This is a genomic window from Vibrio sp. Y29_XK_CS5 (genome assembly GCF_024181835.1).
GTDB classification, from domain to species: domain Bacteria; phylum Pseudomonadota; class Gammaproteobacteria; order Enterobacterales; family Vibrionaceae; genus Vibrio; species Vibrio harveyi.
In genome coordinates this window covers 500,112-517,039 of the sequence record NZ_JAMZAM010000002.1, presented here as the reverse complement: position 1 = coordinate 517,039, position 16,928 = coordinate 500,112, and the positions used below count along the sequence as shown (strand labels likewise).

Sequence of the window (16,928 nt, the reverse complement as noted above, 5' to 3'; positions counted from 1 at the left end):
TCTTATGATGCGAGTTTTGAGGTAAGCCGAGCTTGCCAGCTATACGGAAGCAACGAGATAAAACGCAGAACACCTGTGAATCTCGCCGGGAAATAAATATGGCTTTTGTTGGCATCCAACTGTTTTCGAATCGCAGCTGAAGCCTGATTGACAGAAACAATCATCGGCATGTCAAACGTGTTTTTGTCAGTAAGTGGCGTTTCGACAAAGCCAGGGAACACCGTCACCACTTTGATACCTTTCTTCTTCAAATCGACGGCTAGCGTACGTGCAAAGTAACTGACGGCTGCTTTTGAAGCGCCGTAGGCTTCAGCACGAGGCAATGCGACCTCTGACGCGATTGACCCGACAATTACGACACGATGCCCACGTTCAAATTGCCCCTGACACGCTTCGACACAATTGGCCACACCAACGACGTTAACGTTCATAACACGCGCCATGAGTTGCGCATCAACAATGCCATCATCCATGTATTCACAGTCACCGGCATTGAAAATCCAAGTTTCAGGGATAAACGGCAGTTGAGAGAGAGCTTGAATTGTTTCGTCGTACTGAGTCACGTCGAAGCGTAAAGTCGACATGTTGGTTGAACCTTTTTCTAGCTCAGCCAATACAGCTTCGTTACGACCACATGCAATCACTTTCCAACCTTCATTGGCATAATCCAAGGCGAGCTGTTTGCCAATGCCTGAAGTTGCCCCGGTGATAAGTACTGAGCCACTCATTGCCCTAACCTCTGTTTAATGGTTTTGACGACAGAACCTAGGAGCGGTAGGTTCTCGTAGAGCATTTCGCCCAAATCAAAATAATCACGATGGTAAATGACTTGCCCTTCACAAAACTTAAGGTGGGATACACCATTTACAGATATCGGCGCACCCTTTTGAAGCTTAGGATGTTGTAAATCCATCGTCCAAGTGAGAAACCCAGTTTCTCCGACTTGTTGATGGTCATGGATAACGAAGTCACAGCGAATGACATTGGTGTATAAGGACTGAAAGTAATCGGAAAGTGCAGGCCACCCTTCTAATCGATGGGCTGCATCTTCAAACACCACATCTCGGTGGTAAACCCCTTCAAGCAAATGCAAGTTTGCTTTACTCAACTTCTGATATATGTTGCCAACTGACTGAATGTCCATTCCTTTGCTCCTATACCACATCAAAAGTTGTACAAAAATATCATATGTACAAGATAGACTAATCATGAAAAGTTGTACAAAAATATTTTTGTATAACTTTGTTTCTGAACAGTGATACGTGATGAAGTACAGCAGAGATCAACAGACACAAAAAAAGGCTTGGTTAAAAAACCAAGCCTTTTCAAAATTTTAACTAGCAGTAAGTTGAACTGTTAGCTTACAACGTGATTAGTATTGTTGGCTACGTAGCGCTGCAATACGTTTATCTAACGGTGGGTGGCTCATTAGAAGTTCTGTCATCGAGCGCTTACCGTTAATACCAAATGCCATCATAGTGCCATCTAGTTGAGATTCGTGGCTCATCTTCAAGCGCTCTAGTGCTGCGATCATCTTCTCTTTACCGACTAATTGAGCAGCCCCTGCGTCTGCGTGGAATTCACGATGGCGGCTGTACCACATGGTTAAGAAACTTGCTAGGAACCCGAATACCAGTTCAAGTACCATAGATACACCAAAGTAAACCATCATGTTGGTACCTTGACCTTCCTCATCATCGTTAGAAGCAACAATATTTGCGATAAAGCGAGATAGGAAGATAACAAACGTATTCACCACGCCTTGCATTAGCGTCATCGTTACCATGTCACCATTAGCGATGTGGCTAACTTCGTGCGCCAATACCGCTTCTGCTTCATCACGGGTCATGTTGTGTAGCAGACCGGTAGAAACTGCAACCAATGAATCGTCGCGTTTTGCACCCGTTGCGAATGCGTTGATGTCCGCAGAATCATAAATTGCAACAGTTGGCATACCAATGCCAGCTTGCTGAGCTTGACGTCCAACCGTTTCAAGAAGCCAATGCTCTGTTTCGTTACGAGGACTTTCGATGACCATGCCACCCACAGAACGCAGTGCCATGCCCTTAGACATCATTAACGAAATAAATGCGCCACCAAAACCAAATACAGCAGCCATCACAAGTAGACCAGATAGACTGCCTGGTTGCATTCCAGTTACAGCGTAAACAATATTCAGAACAACACTAAGCACTAGCACAACAGCTAGGTTAGTTGCTAGGAATAACATAATTCGCTTCATTACTTTTCTCCGAGGAAGCTTATCGTTTTTTAAAACAGATGTTTTTTAAACGGATTATTATATGGAACAGGTTTTTATAAGTAACAGAACGCTTGAAAAGCTGATTCCGCTTAGTTTCGTGCTCCGTTGCGTTATAGATATAGTCTATCCGCGATAAAAACAAGGTTAAGCAATAAATTGCAACATTTGTTTTCGAGACTGAAATAATATACCCAAGTAACCTCGAGATGCTAGGTTCAGCGAGAATGACTTGGTTTGTAGACGCGGCGACGATTTAAAGATCTAGTCACTCTAAATCAAGAATCGGCAACAAAGTATACAAGCCAAGACAACTCGCCCTTCGGGAGCGTGTCATTGCCTCGATTTCTGCGTCAAACAACTTGGAAAGAGCTGGCTATTACGCGGTGTTGTTTTCCTTGAACTCGAATCAATGACAACGCTCTGAATCCTGCATCTTGAAGTCACTTGGGTATACACACCTTTTTACACTCTTAAATCAGCACTTTAGACCGAGTATAGACTTTGGTCTTATTGTGCGACTATCTGTACGTGCTAGATTCGGGTTAGATGAACGAAACGGGGTTAGCTTTTAGGACAATTAAGCAGCTCCAAACTTCCATGTCTTGAGGGAAAAATCATGGTAGAAACTAACGACTATCAAATGGCTATCGATCTACTTTGTTGTCACCTGGGTATCTCAGAGGATGAGGCAAAGCAACAACTAGGTATTTCAACCGATGCTCAAATGTCAAAGCGCGTTGCAGAAACACAACAGGCGTTGATGGGGCTTAGCCAAGAGAAATAAACTGAACGTCGAATCTTACGATTAGACACAAAGGTTTACACGAAAAAAGGGCTGCATTTCGCAGCCCTTTTGGTTTTAACTAAAACCTTATTACTTATACGTTCAGCAACGGCTCAACGTTGATGTATTTGCCTAACTCTTTACGTTTAGCACTTGGAATGTACGGGATCTCACCGAGTTTTGGCGCGTCTAGACGTTCTTCCAACATATCGATGATTTCTGCATAATGCTCTGTGCCCGGATTCACGCGATTTGCCACCCAGCCGACTAGATTTAAACCATCAGCTTTGATGATTTCAGCGGTGAGCAATGCATGGCTCAAACAACCCAGCTTAATACCTACAACCAATACGACAGGTAACTGCTCTTGCTGTACCCAAGTCGACAAGCTGTCTGTATCAGACACAGGCACACGCCAGCCACCAGCACCTTCCACTAGAACAATGTCAGATTGCTCTTTGTGTTGAGCCAATTTCTCGCTCAGTACTTCGTATTTAATTTCTACATGTTCATGTTTAGCGGCGATGTGAGGAGAAGCAGGTAATTCCAAAGCGTATGGGTTTACATCGTCGTATGCGATATCGAGTGTCGCCGCTTTCTGCAGATGCAATGCATCCGAGTTACGCCAACCTTCCGCCGTCTTGTCGCTTCCTGCTGCCACTGGCTTGTAACCAATGGTGTTAAGCCCTTTTGCACCAAGTGCTTGCAAAATAGCTTTAGACGCTACCGTTTTTCCTACATCAGTATCCGTACCAGCAATAAAAAATGCATCAATCATTTAACTATGACTCCAAAACAAACCTGATAACTTGCAGGTAGAAGACCTTGATCGTTTCTAAATGCTTGGTACGCGCGCTCAACCTGCAACAAAGTGCGACGGCTCGTCAGACCATGTGAGCGCCCGCTTACGTGATTTGCACCAATGCCTTTGAGATCACGCATGACAGAAAACGCTGAATCGTACCAAACTGTGATGGGGGTCAAGTCTAGATGATGGTTGTGGCACCAAGATTGCGCTAACGCAATTTTTACCTGATTGTGGGTAATAAAGTTATTCACGTGTTGATATGTATCAATTTTTGACCAAGCCTCACGCAACTCATAAAGCGAGCCATCGACTAGCGTAGAGAAACACCCGCTTCCCCCTACTTTTAAGACACGACGTATTTCTCTTAATGGGTAACTCAAATCTGTACACCATTGTAAAGCCAAACTAGAAAACACGTAGTCGAAGCTTTCATCATCAAAAGGCAAGTTTTCAGCATCAGCCAACTGATAATGCATGTATTCAGAACCACAACGTTGCTTTGCTTTATCTAACATGGCTTGAGAAATGTCACCGCACACTACTTCTGCGCCCCGCTGCTGAAGAAGCTGAGAAAAGTAGCCAGTGCCACATCCTAAATCTAACACACGCTTGCCGGTTAAATTTGTAGGGAGCTTATTAAGTAACCGATGCCCAACGTCGCGTTGAAACGCTGCATGTTTATCGTATGTTTCTGCAGCTTTACCAAATGAAGAGGCAATCGCATCCTTATCTTGGTGAAAGCTCTCTAATGCGACCATTTGTGCTAAAGCGGAAGTTGCATTATCCATTACAGCGCTCCTAATGCTTGCTTCAATGCCATTGAAAGCGTTTTAACTTGTTCATTAGTGTGATTAGCAGTAAGCGTAATTCGAAGACGAGACGTCCCTTTCGGTACCGTCGGAGGACGAATAGCCGTCACCCAAATACCGTTCTGACGACAAGCACCTGCAACTTGCAAAGCCAAATCAGATTCACCAATCAAAAACGGCTTAATCGATGTTTGAGTCTCAACAAAACCGTCAAGATCACTGAGATTGTCTCTATACACTTTCCCCAACTCTGTCAGTTTTTCACGCCGCCACGGCTGCTCTTGAATCATCGAGACAGCATGCGTCAGCGCATAGGCTTGTGCTGGAGGTATCGCCGTAGAATACACATGGTGACGAGCAAATTGAGTTAAAAAATCCCCCGTTGCGCGATCACATAAAATGGCTGCACCAGACATTCCAAATGCTTTGCCGAAGGTCACGATCAATATCTCGGGCTTAACCGCCGCCAATTCACATGAGCCACCGCCAGATTCCCCGAGAACACCGATACCATGAGCGTCGTCTACAGCAAGCCATGCATCATGATTACTGGTGACATCAGCGATATCAGCAAGTGGGGCACAGTCACCGTCCATGCTGAACACCCCTTCGGTAACCACAAGATTGTTATCTTCAGCGCTTATGAGTGATGAAAGGTGCTCGATATCGTTATGTTTGAAGCGCTTCATTTTAGCTGGTGACAACACACCAGCCTCCATCAAAGAGGCATGGTTCAAACGGTCTTGGAGCAATACGTCTGATTTTTCTAGCAGAGTAAACAGCAGCGCTTGGTTAGCACTGAAACCAGAGCCAAATAGGATTGCCCTCTCGTAGCCCAGCCATTCAGTTAGCGCCGCCTCTAAATTGCCATGCGCCGCACTAAACCCCGTAACCATTGGAGAAGCACCGCTGCCACTGCCATATACGCTCAAGCCTTGCTGCCAAGCACGGACAAGTGCTTGGTCATTTGCCAAGCCCAAATAATCATTACTTGAGAAATTGATGTAACGTCTGCCTTCGTGCTCCAAAATTGATTGGTTACCAGCAAACACCACATTCATGGAACGACTCAGCCCTCGCGTTTTACGCTCAGCAAGAGCGGATTCGATACGAGATTTAAACGCTGGCATCGTAGAAAAGATCGTCTTTTGTCGGGCGAGCAGCAACGCGCTCTACGACGCGATCGAGTAGCTCGTTTTCTTCGATTTCATCAGGTTTTTGAGACACCTCTTGGCTGTTAATGCCAAGCTTCTTAAACAACATCATGTCTTTGTCTTCAGAAGGGTTTGGTGTAGTTAGAAGCTTGCAGCCATAAAAAACAGAGTTAGCGCCGGCCATAAAGCAAAGCGTTTGCATTTGTTCGTTCATGTTTTCACGACCAGCCGATAAACGGACTGCGGATTGAGGCATCATGATTCTGGCAATGGCGATCAAACGAATAAAATCGAACGGTTCAACGTCATCAACTTCTTCGAGTGGTGTGCCCTTCACCTTTACTAGCATGTTGATTGGTACACTTTCAGGATGCACTGGCAAGTTAGCCAATTCAACCAACAAACCTGCTCGGTCATGTGCACTTTCACCCATACCAATGATACCGCCAGAACAAATTTTCATACCTGCATCACGAACGTGAGAAAGCGTGTCTAAGCGGTCTTGGTAAGTACGTGTGGTAATGATGTTGCCATAGAACTCAGGTGAGGTATCGAGGTTATGGTTGTAGTAATCCAGACCTGCAGTAGCCAATTGCTTAGCTTGATCTGGCGTTAACATACCTAACGTCATACAGGTTTCTAACCCCATGTCTTTCACACCTTTGATCATATCGGTCAAATGTGGCATGTCGCGCTCTTTCGGGTTTTTCCACGCAGCCCCCATACAGAAGCGGGTCGAACCAGCGTTTTTCGCTTTTTGTGCAGCGTCGAGCACACGCTCAACTTCCATCAAACGTTCTTTTTCAATGTCTGTGGTGTAGCGAGCACTCTGAGGACAGTACTTACAATCTTCTGGACAAGCACCTGTCTTAATCGACAAAAGCGTGCTTACTTGAACATGGTTGGTTTGTTGATATTGACGATGAACAAGCTGCGCTTCGAATAGGAGATCCATGAATGGTTTTTCCATGAGATCGCGCACTTCAGCATGCGTCCAGTTATGACGAACTTCCACGTGTATTCCTTTAATCACTTTTTTTGTTGTGTTGACAGTCTACTGAGTCTCGATAAACTGTCAACACAACATAAAACAACAAAGTTTACATTTGGTTATTTTTTAAACTTAATTATTATTGGAATAGCACATGGATCTCGCCTTCGACCGCCAGCATATCTGGCATCCTTATACTTCGACGTTGACACCTCTGACCTGCTACCCAGTTGCATCAGCAAATGGCGTGCGTATTAAATTGGAAGATGGCACTGAGCTTATAGACGGGATGTCTTCTTGGTGGTCGACAATCCACGGTTATAATCATCCGCACTTAAATCAAGCAGCTCACCAGCAAATCGAGCAGGTCTCTCATGTGATGTTTGGCGGGATTACCCATCAACCAGCAATCAATTTGTGTAAGAAACTGCTGTCCCTCGCACCAAGTAACCTTGAACATGTCTTTCTTGCTGATTCTGGCTCCGTTGCCGTAGAAGTGAGCTTGAAGATGGCATTGCAATATTGGCATGCCAGGGGCGAACGCCGACCAAAGTTTCTCACTTTACGACACGGTTATCACGGCGATACTTTTGCGGCAATGTCGGTTACCGATCCTGACAACTCAATGCATTCTCTCTACAAAGGCTTTTTGCCTGAACATATCTTTGCGGAGTCACCAACTTGTGGTTATTGGGATGAATGGAAATCAGAAGACCTTACTGACTTCGAGCAAAAGATAGAGACGCACCATCAAGAACTTGCTGCGGTGATCCTAGAACCTATTGTTCAAGGCGCAGGTGGAATGCGCATCTACCATCCAGAATTTCTCAGAGGTGTGCGTAAGCTTTGCGACAAATACGGCTTGTTATTGATTGCAGATGAGATCGCAACCGGGTTTGGACGCACTGGCAAATTGTTTGCCTGCGAACATGCAGATATTCAACCAGACATTCTGTGTGTCGGTAAAGCACTCACTGGAGGCTACATGACCCTCTCAGCAACCCTAGCTAGCAAACACGTCGCAGATACCGTTTGTGGCGGTGATGCTGGGTGTTTTATGCACGGTCCAACCTTTATGGGTAACCCGCTCGCCTGTGCTGTTGCCACCGCAAGTTTGGAATTGATTGAGCAAGGTAATTGGCAGCAACAAACCCAACAAATTGAAACGCTGTTTTCCGAGTTGCTGCCAAAACTTGAAACATACGACTTGGTGAAAAGCACCCGTTGGCTAGGTGCTATTGGCGTTGTGGAAACGTATAGCCCAGTAAATATGGAAACCATCCAAGCTCTCTTTGTTGAGCACGGTGTTTGGATTCGTCCATTTGGCAAACTGATTTATATGATGCCACCGTTTATCAGCAAACCAGACGAAATTGAAAAGTTGGTTAATGCGATTGATGCTGCTTTGCAACGCGAAGATTGCTTCGCTTAATTCGTTCTCGGTTAACGCAGGACACTGTGACAAAGAGACAAATAAGAACGGTTTGAATTGCTACTCAAACCGTTTTCTTGTCATTGACTCAAGGAAAGCTATCGAAGTTGACTGTCTTTACTCGCTCGTCGATTGAACAGTGCTTGGCGTTGTGACACCAATTCGATCGTTGACTGGCATTCGATACAAAGACGAACGCCTTTCATTGCAAGACGACGCGCTTCTGGGATCTCATCACCACACTCATCGCAGTAATGGGCGCTCTCACCCTTTGTGATACTGCCACGAACACGGGAAATCTCGTCGTCTATTGTGTTTTGAATTTGTTGGCTGACGCTATCGTCGTTTGCCCACCCTACGGCCATAAGCCCTCCTCGTTACTTGAATGAGAAAATCTACTTACCGTGGTAAGGTGGATGATTATATCGATTACAAATAACAAGATAATTAGGGTAAATTCGAAAACACTATTACGTTTTAGTAATAATTACTCTGTAATCGATTATTCGGCGCTCTCATGGAAAAGCAATGCAAGGTTACTCATACTCCCTTCCTCGCATTCAAAATACTGAGTTTGACCTGACTGCCGTAAAGTAATACTGAGTACTTTCTCCACCTCATTAAACTCCTCGCTAAAGTACTCACTGATTAATATGTCACGTTCACCAATACTAAATTCTAATGACTTCTCATCTACTAACGCTCGATGATAATGTTCGACGCGATAATCTCGATGTTTTATCTGCTGTAAAACTGGGCTTTTATTTGCAATGGACTTATTAAAGATAAGCTCGCCTTTGCCTTGCTCTATAAAAATACTAAAGTTCATAGTTTGGTTTACTGAACATTCAAAGACCTTTCTAGGCAAGATGTCAGCGATAGCAAATGTGCTCATCATAGCAACACCGCCCCCCCAAAGGACCACCAATCGTTTCATTACCATTCAGCCAACACAGTAAATAGCGCTTGCTCAGACATGCGGGTTAATACATATCCATGTGAAGATGAATAAGAGCCACTGAGTACACTATTCTCTTTTTTAACAACCATATCTTCGATGCCGTCAGCGTTGTAATCCCCTTTTGCCACAACAGTAATGACTTGAAAACCATCGGTCGCGTCGAAGTACTCTGCTTTTACTTCACTGATGACCTGAGTTCTTTGGATATGGTCTGCCTCATCCCACGTTGATAGTGTCTTTGCTTTCTCTGCACTTTCGTCAGAAATAACAAAAGCAAGTACACTTGGCGCAAATTTAGGAAAGCTATCATCTAGCTTAAAGTCCGATATAAACGAACGTTCAGAGGCAATGAGCTTTGCTATCTCGCTCCAAGTTTGGCACTGCGTTAAATACGCTTTAAACGCGCCGTATTCATAAGCTTTTGCCGCAGTAAAACCCATAACATATGCAGTTGCTAAGTCATGGCAATTAGATACCAATTTTTCTTCATCAGACGCACGTCTCAATTCAAGTTCATAGCCCCAATCGAGCGAGTTACGAAGTTGCATATTTTCTTTGGAAGGTTGCGCTATTTCTCGCGCGAAAAAGAGATTGGCTCGCTTACTGTCTAGGTATTGAGGCTGTATCCGTTCACTTGCGATAACACCATTGTTAACAGTCAAGGTAAGAGCAAAAGTAACGAGCAATGAAAGGTGAGGGTTTGGCATAACATTTAATATCAATGGGTGAAAACTCGTTAGCTTGTCACGTTGGAAATCGCTTAGAAAAATATCATTTATCTCGCAATGCTAGATTCTGGGCGGACCCTACATTCTTAATGGTATGAGTTACAAAGCCGAGTATTTTCACTCGGCGCAGATAACAAAAAACCCAGCACTAAGGCTGGGTTTTGATGTTCTAGTGGTTAATGAATTAACCGATGTGCGTTGCGCCTGCCATGTACTTCTGAAGTACTGTTGGAATTGCAATGCGACCGTCTGCTTCTTGGTTGTTTTCTAGGATAGCAACCATGGTACGACCAACCGCTAGACCAGAACCATTTAGCGTGTGTACAAGCTCAGGTTTCTTCTCGCCTTTACGACGGAAACGCGCTTGCATACGACGAGCTTGGAAGTCCCACATGTTAGAACATGAAGAGATTTCACGGTAAGTTTCTTGAGCAGGAACCCACACTTCTAGGTCGTAAGTTTTACGAGCGCCGAAGCCCATGTCACCTGTACACAGAACCACTTTACGGTAAGGAAGTTCAAGAAGCTGTAGAACTTTCTCAGCATGACCTGTTAGCTCTTCTAGCGCGTTCATTGAATCTTCTGGTTTAGTGATTTGTACTAGCTCAACTTTGTCGAACTGGTGCATACGAATCAGACCACGAGTATCACGACCGTAAGAACCAGCTTCAGAACGGAAACATGGTGTGTGAGCCGTCATCTTAAGTGGTAGATCCGCTTCGTCAGAAATCGTGTCACGAACTAGGTTCGTTACTGGCACTTCTGCAGTAGGGATTAGAGACAGTTTACGTGGCTCTTCGTCGTTTACTTTTTCTACTAGCGGCTCAGTGTGGAAAAGATCTTTACCAAACTTAGGAAGCTGACCGGTACCGAATAGGCTGTCAGAGTTTACTAGGTAAGGTACGTACATTTCAGTGTAGCCGTGTTCTTCTGTGTGAAGATCCAGCATGAACTGAGCGATTGCACGGTGTAGACGAGCAAATTGACCTTTCATCACGATGAAACGTGCGCCAGTGATCTTAACTGCACTTGCGAAGTCTAGACCGTCACCCATTTCGCCTAGGTCAACGTGATCTTTCAGTTCGAAGTCGTAAGATTTTGGCTCACCCCAACGAGAGATTTCTACGTTATCGTTCTCATCTTTGCCATCTGGCACTTCATCTGCTGGGATATTTGGCACAGAAAGCGTGAATTCGTCTAGTTGAGCCATTACTTGCTCAAGTTCAACTTTCTTGGCATCAAGATCGCTACCTAGAGTACCGATTTGTTTCTTGATCTCTTCTGCGCCTTCTTTGTCACCAGCCGCCATTTTTTGGCCGATTTGTTTGGAGATGGAGTTACGCGTGGATTGTAAATTTTCAACTTCTACTTGAATGGACTTACGTTGTTCTTCAAGTTTACGAATAGTCTCTACGTCTAGCTTAAAGCCACGACGCGCCAGTTTAGCAGCTGTTTCATCCAGCTCTGTACGAAGTAATTTAGAATCCAGCATTGTTAATCCTATGCTTTTTGTTGTGAAATCACGCGCACTTTCCAAGGCGTACGCGTTAAAAAAATTTACGCAATAAATGTATCCAAAAACGCCTACTTTTCATAGCGCTTTTGTGGGCTATTTGCGTCTAAAGTAGCCAAGTAATCTAACTTTTCGCCGATTTTGGTCTCTAGACCACGATTTGTCGGCTGATAGTACTTACGATCACCCATCTCAGGCGGCAAATATTGTTCACCTGCGGCATAGGCTCCTGGCTCATCGTGAGCATAACGATATTCTGCACCGTAACCCATGTCTTTCATCAAACTCGTTGGCGCATTTCGAAGGTGATGCGGCACTTCATATTCAGGCAAGTTATGAGCATCTGTGAGCGCTTGCTTCCACGCCACATAGACGGCATTACTTTTTGGTGCGCACGCTAAGTAAACGATCGCCTGTGCAATCGCACGTTCACCTTCTGCCGGACCAACACGGGTAAAACAGTCCCAAGCAGATAAGGCTACTTGCATTGCGCGAGGATCTGCGTTGCCTACGTCTTCAGAGGCAATAGCCAGCAGGCGGCGTGCGATGTACAAAGGGTCACAACCCGCAGCCATCATACGCGCAGCCCAATAGAGCGCAGCATCAGGGTTTGAGCCACGAATGGATTTGTGGACCGCAGAGATTAAGTCGTACCAAATATCGCCTTTGTTATCAAAGCGAGAGACCTTTTCTCCTGCTACTTCCGCAAGTAACTTCAGAGTGATCTCTTTTTCGCCCTGCGCATTATCCTCAGCCATATCATAGAGCAGCTCAAGGTAGTTGAGGGACATGCGAGCATCACCGTTTACCAGTTCTGCTAAGCGATCTAATACGTTATCGGCGAAATGTGCTGGTATATTCCCTAACCCACGCTCTTTATCACTAATGGCTTGGTTCAACGCTAATGAAATTTCTTCTTTATCTAAAGAAGTCAGCTTGTACACACGCGCACGTGACAGCAATGCGTTGTTTAGCTCAAACGATGGATTTTCTGTGGTCGCGCCGATAAAAGTAACGGTTCCATCTTCAATATGAGGTAAAAACGCGTCCTGTTGAGATTTATTGAAGCGGTGCACCTCATCCACAAACAAGATGGTACGGCGACCCGCCATTTTATTCTCACGCGCTTTCTCGATTGCAGCACGGATTTCTTTCACACCAGACGTCACCGCAGACACACGCTCTACTTCTGCGTTGGCATAGTTTGCAGCCACTTCCGCTAATGTCGTTTTGCCAGTGCCTGGTGGTCCCCACAAGATCATCGAGTGAATATGACCCGCCTCTAACGCGCGACGTAAAGGCTTACCAGGACCTAAAATGTGCTGCTGTCCGATGTATTGTTCGATCGTTTCCGGTCTCATACGAGCAGCAAGGGGACGAAAATCTTCGTCCCCCGAGAAATCTAATGTGTAATTGCTCACTACCAATTAATTCCTTTGATCATCCACTTCCACGCCATCTGGGATTGTGAAGGTGAATCTGTCTGCTTTTGGTTTGCCAAGCTTCACGTTGCTAAAGCTGAACAGCCCCTTCTGACCATCTTGCTCAACTACGTTAAAGCCTTTCACCACACCTTTTGCATCAATATTAATCTGGAATTGACCTTGTGTGGAGTCTACTGCGGTAGGAATGAGGGTGAACTCGTCACCTTTTTGAGAAATCTTGTAGTTATCCCAATCACTTGCGCGATTACGCGTTAGCAAAACAAATGGCGTTTGCTCTGTTGCTTGCTCTTGCCAGTAGATGCTGACTTGTTCAATGAATGGGCTGTAGTACCACAGTGTTTTACCATCAGAGACCAGCAAGTTTTCGTCAGGGAATGTCGTGCTCCAGCGGAACAGGCTTGGACGAGCAATTTCAACCGTACCTTTCCCTTCCATGACTGTTTCACCTTCTGGGCTGATTACTTGCTGTGAGAAATCCGCACTGAAGCCATCATTCATAGACAGGCGTTTGTTTAATTCATCTTTAGGAGACGCGGCATGTGCAGTAGAGAAGAGAGAAAAGCTTAAAACAAGCGCAGAGAAAAGTTTCGCTGAAAATAGTTTTTTCATTCAGATACCTATTGTTAGAACCACTCACCTCAGTTGGACTGAGGTGAGTAACACAAGTTCATTAATCTTTTGGTGGCGCAGGAGCCAGTACTTCACGGTTACCGTTATGACCCGGAGCACTTACGATGCCTTGCGCTTCAAGCTGCTCAACAATTCGAGCCGCTCGGTTGTAACCAATCTTGAATCGACGTTGTACGCCAGAAACCGACCCACGACGAGATTGAACCACATGCTCTACGACTTGATCGAACAATGGGTCCACTTCTTCATCCGATTCCATCTGTTCACCCGGAAGCAGACTTTCTGGACCTTGGTCACCACTGATGATTTCGTCGATGTAATTTGGCTTACCACGCGCTTTCCAGTTGTTCACAACAGCGTGAACATCATCATCCGACGCAAACGCACCGTGAACACGGATTGTATGGCTTGAACCCGGAGGTAGGTAAAGCATGTCACCCATACCGAGTAGTGATTCTGCGCCGCCTTGGTCAAGAATCGTGCGCGAGTCAGTCTTAGTAGATACTGTAAATGCCACACGCGTTGGAATGTTCGCTTTAATCAGACCGGTAATAACGTCAACCGATGGGCGCTGCGTCGCAAGGATCAAGTGAATACCAGCCGCACGCGCTTTCTGTGCCAAACGAGCAATCAGTTCTTCAACCTTCTTACCTACCACCATCATTAGGTCGGCAAATTCGTCGACAACCACAACGATATAAGGCAGTTTCTCTAGCAACGGTGGCTCAGTGTCCATGCTGTCGCCTTCTTGCCAGAATGGGTCATGAATTGGATGACCCGCTTCTGCTGCCATCTTCAACTTCTCGTTGAAGCCTTTGACATTACGGACGCCCAATGCCGACATCAGTTTATAACGACGTTCCATCTCGCCTACACACCAACGTAGCGCGTTAGACGCGTCTTTCATGTCCGTTACAACTTCAGAAAGAAGATGAGGGATACCTTCGTAGATTGAAAGTTCCAACATTTTCGGGTCGATCATGATGAAACGCAGATCTTCAGGCGATGCTTTATACAGCATACTCAAGATCATGACGTTCACACCCACCGACTTACCAGAACCAGTCGTACCCGCAACTAACACGTGAGGCATCTTCGCAATATCAGCAATAACCGCTTCACCAGCAATATCTTGACCAAGAACGACTGTTGTCGGCGAGGTTGCTTGTTCAAATTGAGGACTGTTGATTACATCAGACAGGAACACGGTTTGGCGGCTCATATTAGGCAACTCTAGACCCACATACGGTTTGCCAGGAATAACTTCGACAACACGTACTGCCATTGCCGACAATGCACGAGCCAAGTCCATAGACAAACCTGAAATACGGCTCACTTTTACGCCTGGAGCCAAATCAAGCTCGAATCGAGTAATAACAGGACCTGGGTAAATACCGACTACATCAGCTTTAATCTTGTAATCTGCAAGTTTGGTTTCAACCAAACGAGCCACCTCCTCCAAAGCGTCGCGGTCGATAAAGTTGTCGCGTTTCTCTGGGTGGTAAAGCAATTCTAGCGTTGGCAATGGCTCTGCTGGTACTGGCAAGTTTTGCTCTTGCTGTACCAAGAATGGGTTTTGCTGAGCAGCCACTTTCGCTTGAGCGCTCGAAACCAAGTTTTGGAACGCCGCTACGTCTTGGTCACCTTCTTGAACCTCTTCTACCTCGACATCTTGAGGCGCTGGTGCTACCGGCTGAGGCGCAGCTTGGTGCTGCATAGGTTGTTCTTGTACGGCCTGCGGTTGTACAGGCTGAGAAGCAGGTTGTTGCGGCTCAACATGTGTAGGCTGAGCTTGCTGAACAGGTTGCTGCGCTTGGTAATCATCTTCTTCATCCAAGACATCAAAGTTCGAAATCGTTGGCTCGATGTGCTGACTTGGCTCTGTTTGTTTTGCAATGTTATCCAAAGCTGCAGCGTTAATTACAGGCTCTTCATGTAGAGGTTGCTCTGTAGTTGGCTGTTCGATTGGCGCGTGAACCAATGCTTGTTCTTGAACAACTTGGGTCTGTTGAGCCTGATCTGCTTCAAACTGAGCATACTCATCATAGCTTGGCTCATTCTCGACCTGTTCAAAGACCGCTGGTTCAGGTGCCACAAACGGTTCTTGCAGCGCTTGTTGATGATCAACTTGCTGTGGAGTTGGTTCTTGAGAAACAGACTGTGGCGCTTCAGGCTGAGCCACAATAGGTGCGACCACTGGCTCTTGGGCTTGTGATACTTGAACTTGTGGCGTTTCATCAGCCCAGTCGTCAGCTTGTTGCGCTGCCGCTTCTAGCTCCTCAATGGTGACATTCAGTTGCTTAGTACGCTCAACCGTCGGGTCCACGTTGTCTGTGTTCACTGCTCGAACAGGCTCAACTGATTGAGATTGAGCTTGCTCTTGAGCCTGATGCTGAACTTGAGATTGTAGTGGCGCTGCATTCACAACCGCTGGTTGAGGCGTTGGCTGCGCTATAGGTTGTGTCGCAAACTGCTGTTTCGATTGTTCCGCTGCAGATTGAGGCATGTAGATCGGGTATTCATGTGCAGGCGCCTCTTCTTTCGGCTCTTCTACATCATAAGCCGTAAGGTGTGGCAGAGGTTCATCTTCAAGATCATCTTGACCGCGCTTACTCACGACTCGGTCCTCAGCGAACTCGTCTAATTGAGGCTCTAACGTTTCTTGCTCAGTACCACGAGCTTTATTAGTAACAACAGCAACTAAGCCAAGCGCACGGTCACCTAACCATTCGACAATCTTCAGCCAAGAAATACCGGTAAACAGAGTAAAGCCGGCTCCCCATAGGAAAAGAAGCACAAGCGTTGTACCCAACACATTCAGTGTAGGTAAAGATAGACTGGTTAGTACGTCACCAACGACACCACCAGATGAGAAATACCAAATGTCGTCAAAGTTAATATCAGCAAGACCACAACTGGTAAGAATGAGGATAACTAACCCAAGTAGACGAGTCCCCCACAACATAAGGTCGATAGGGTCGTCTTCAGAACGCTTGCGGCAAATCACCCATGCTCCTGCTGTCAACAGGAATGGCAGTGGGTACGCAAGGGAACCAAAGGTAAAGAATAGCGTGTCGGCTAACCAAGCGCCGAACAAGCCACCAGCGTTATTGATCTCTCCCCCCCAAGCAGTTTGGGACCAAGACGGATCAGCCGGGCTAAAGGTAAATAGTGCAACGGCCAACAATACCGAGCTAAGAACGCCAACGATAAAGCAGCACTCTTTTAAGCGTTGGAAGCCATTTAGACGTGAAGACTGAGGCTCTTCACTGGTTTTGATAATGGTTTCGACTTTCTTTGCGTTCTCTTTGAACATAAATCAACTTGAATATGGAAATGAATTAGGAATAAGCAAAACATTCCGAGCGGCACAAAGCCGCTCGGTAAATTGATTTAACCATATCAAAGAG

General features: G+C 45.7%; 16 protein-coding genes. 2 read left to right on the top strand and 14 right to left on the bottom strand.

Annotated features, from left to right (window positions below):
• Positions 1 to 2: 2 nt before the first annotated feature.
• From NL647_RS12555 to htpX, 3 genes are all read right to left on the bottom strand, one after another.
• Positions 3 to 728 (bottom strand): SDR family oxidoreductase, encoded by a 726-nt coding sequence (locus NL647_RS12555; RefSeq protein WP_017819149.1) that lies wholly within the window; start codon positions 726 to 728, stop codon positions 3 to 5.
• A complete protein-coding gene (locus NL647_RS12550) occupies positions 725 to 1,144 on the bottom strand; it encodes a nuclear transport factor 2 family protein (protein WP_005450787.1) in 420 nt (139 codons plus the stop codon). Before NL647_RS12550 ends, NL647_RS12555 begins: the two co-directional genes overlap by 4 nt.
• 228 nt (positions 1,145 to 1,372) lie before the next feature.
• Entirely contained in the window at positions 1,373 to 2,242 is an 870-nt protein-coding gene (gene htpX, locus NL647_RS12545) for a protease HtpX (RefSeq protein ID WP_005450788.1), read from the bottom strand.
• A 637-nt stretch (positions 2,243 to 2,879) separates the two neighbouring features.
• On the opposite strand from htpX, the gene NL647_RS12540 reads away from it, so the two are divergent.
• Positions 2,880 to 3,047: a hypothetical protein gene (locus NL647_RS12540; RefSeq protein ID WP_005450789.1), complete on the top strand. Its 168-nt coding sequence runs from the start codon at positions 2,880 to 2,882 to the stop codon at positions 3,045 to 3,047.
• Between the two features lie 94 nt (positions 3,048 to 3,141).
• Here the strand turns inward: NL647_RS12540 and bioD are convergent, their stop codons facing one another.
• The 4 genes from bioD to bioB are packed head-to-tail and all read right to left on the bottom strand — an operon-like array spanning position 3,142 to position 6,833.
• Positions 3,142 to 3,825, bottom strand: coding sequence for a dethiobiotin synthase (gene bioD / locus NL647_RS12535; protein WP_009698190.1), 684 nt, complete (start codon positions 3,823 to 3,825; stop codon positions 3,142 to 3,144).
• On the bottom strand, positions 3,822 to 4,643 hold the full coding sequence (gene bioC, locus NL647_RS12530; protein WP_005450793.1) for a malonyl-ACP O-methyltransferase BioC: 822 nt from the start codon (positions 4,641 to 4,643) through the stop codon (positions 3,822 to 3,824). The genes bioD and bioC overlap by 4 nt, the downstream gene beginning before the upstream one ends.
• Positions 4,643 to 5,794 (bottom strand): 8-amino-7-oxononanoate synthase, encoded by a 1,152-nt coding sequence (bioF, locus tag NL647_RS12525; protein WP_253650220.1) that lies wholly within the window; start codon positions 5,792 to 5,794, stop codon positions 4,643 to 4,645. Before bioF ends, bioC begins: the two co-directional genes overlap by 1 nt.
• Positions 5,781 to 6,833: a biotin synthase BioB gene (gene bioB / locus NL647_RS12520; RefSeq protein ID WP_005450797.1), complete on the bottom strand. Its 1,053-nt coding sequence runs from the start codon at positions 6,831 to 6,833 to the stop codon at positions 5,781 to 5,783. The genes bioF and bioB overlap by 14 nt, the downstream gene beginning before the upstream one ends.
• 130 nt (positions 6,834 to 6,963) lie before the next feature.
• Here bioB and bioA point away from each other — a divergent pair, with 130 nt between their 5' ends.
• Entirely contained in the window at positions 6,964 to 8,241 is a 1,278-nt protein-coding gene (bioA, locus tag NL647_RS12515; RefSeq protein ID WP_009698192.1) for an adenosylmethionine--8-amino-7-oxononanoate transaminase, read from the top strand.
• Positions 8,242 to 8,339: 98 nt separating this feature from the next.
• Here bioA and NL647_RS12510 read toward each other — a convergent pair whose 3' ends face one another.
• The 7 genes from NL647_RS12510 to NL647_RS12480 form a co-directional block, all read right to left on the bottom strand.
• Complete coding sequence (locus NL647_RS12510; protein ID WP_005437185.1) at positions 8,340 to 8,606, bottom strand: DksA/TraR family C4-type zinc finger protein; 267 nt, start codon at positions 8,604 to 8,606, stop codon at positions 8,340 to 8,342.
• A 137-nt stretch (positions 8,607 to 8,743) separates the two neighbouring features.
• Positions 8,744 to 9,184, bottom strand: a complete 441-nt coding sequence (locus tag NL647_RS12505; RefSeq protein WP_253650219.1) for a hypothetical protein — start codon at positions 9,182 to 9,184, stop codon at positions 8,744 to 8,746.
• Positions 9,178 to 9,750: an ATPase gene (locus tag NL647_RS12500; protein ID WP_230842072.1), complete on the bottom strand. Its 573-nt coding sequence runs from the start codon at positions 9,748 to 9,750 to the stop codon at positions 9,178 to 9,180. Before NL647_RS12500 ends, NL647_RS12505 begins: the two co-directional genes overlap by 7 nt.
• Positions 9,751 to 10,114: 364 nt before the next feature.
• Positions 10,115 to 11,422 carry a serine--tRNA ligase gene (gene serS / locus NL647_RS12495; RefSeq protein WP_005450806.1) on the bottom strand — a complete coding sequence of 436 codons (1,308 nt, stop codon included), beginning with the start codon at positions 11,420 to 11,422 and terminating at the stop codon, positions 10,115 to 10,117.
• Between the two features lie 92 nt (positions 11,423 to 11,514).
• Positions 11,515 to 12,870, bottom strand: a complete 1,356-nt coding sequence (locus NL647_RS12490) for a replication-associated recombination protein A (RefSeq protein WP_274886129.1) — start codon at positions 12,868 to 12,870, stop codon at positions 11,515 to 11,517.
• The gene (gene lolA, locus NL647_RS12485; protein WP_253650218.1) at positions 12,871 to 13,497 is read right to left on the bottom strand and encodes an outer membrane lipoprotein chaperone LolA; all 627 of its coding nucleotides are present in this window, start codon (positions 13,495 to 13,497) and stop codon (positions 12,871 to 12,873) included.
• 61 nt (positions 13,498 to 13,558) lie between these two features.
• The gene (locus NL647_RS12480) at positions 13,559 to 16,834 is read right to left on the bottom strand and encodes a DNA translocase FtsK 4TM domain-containing protein (protein WP_253650217.1); all 3,276 of its coding nucleotides are present in this window, start codon (positions 16,832 to 16,834) and stop codon (positions 13,559 to 13,561) included.
• Positions 16,835 to 16,928: the final 94 nt, after the last annotated feature.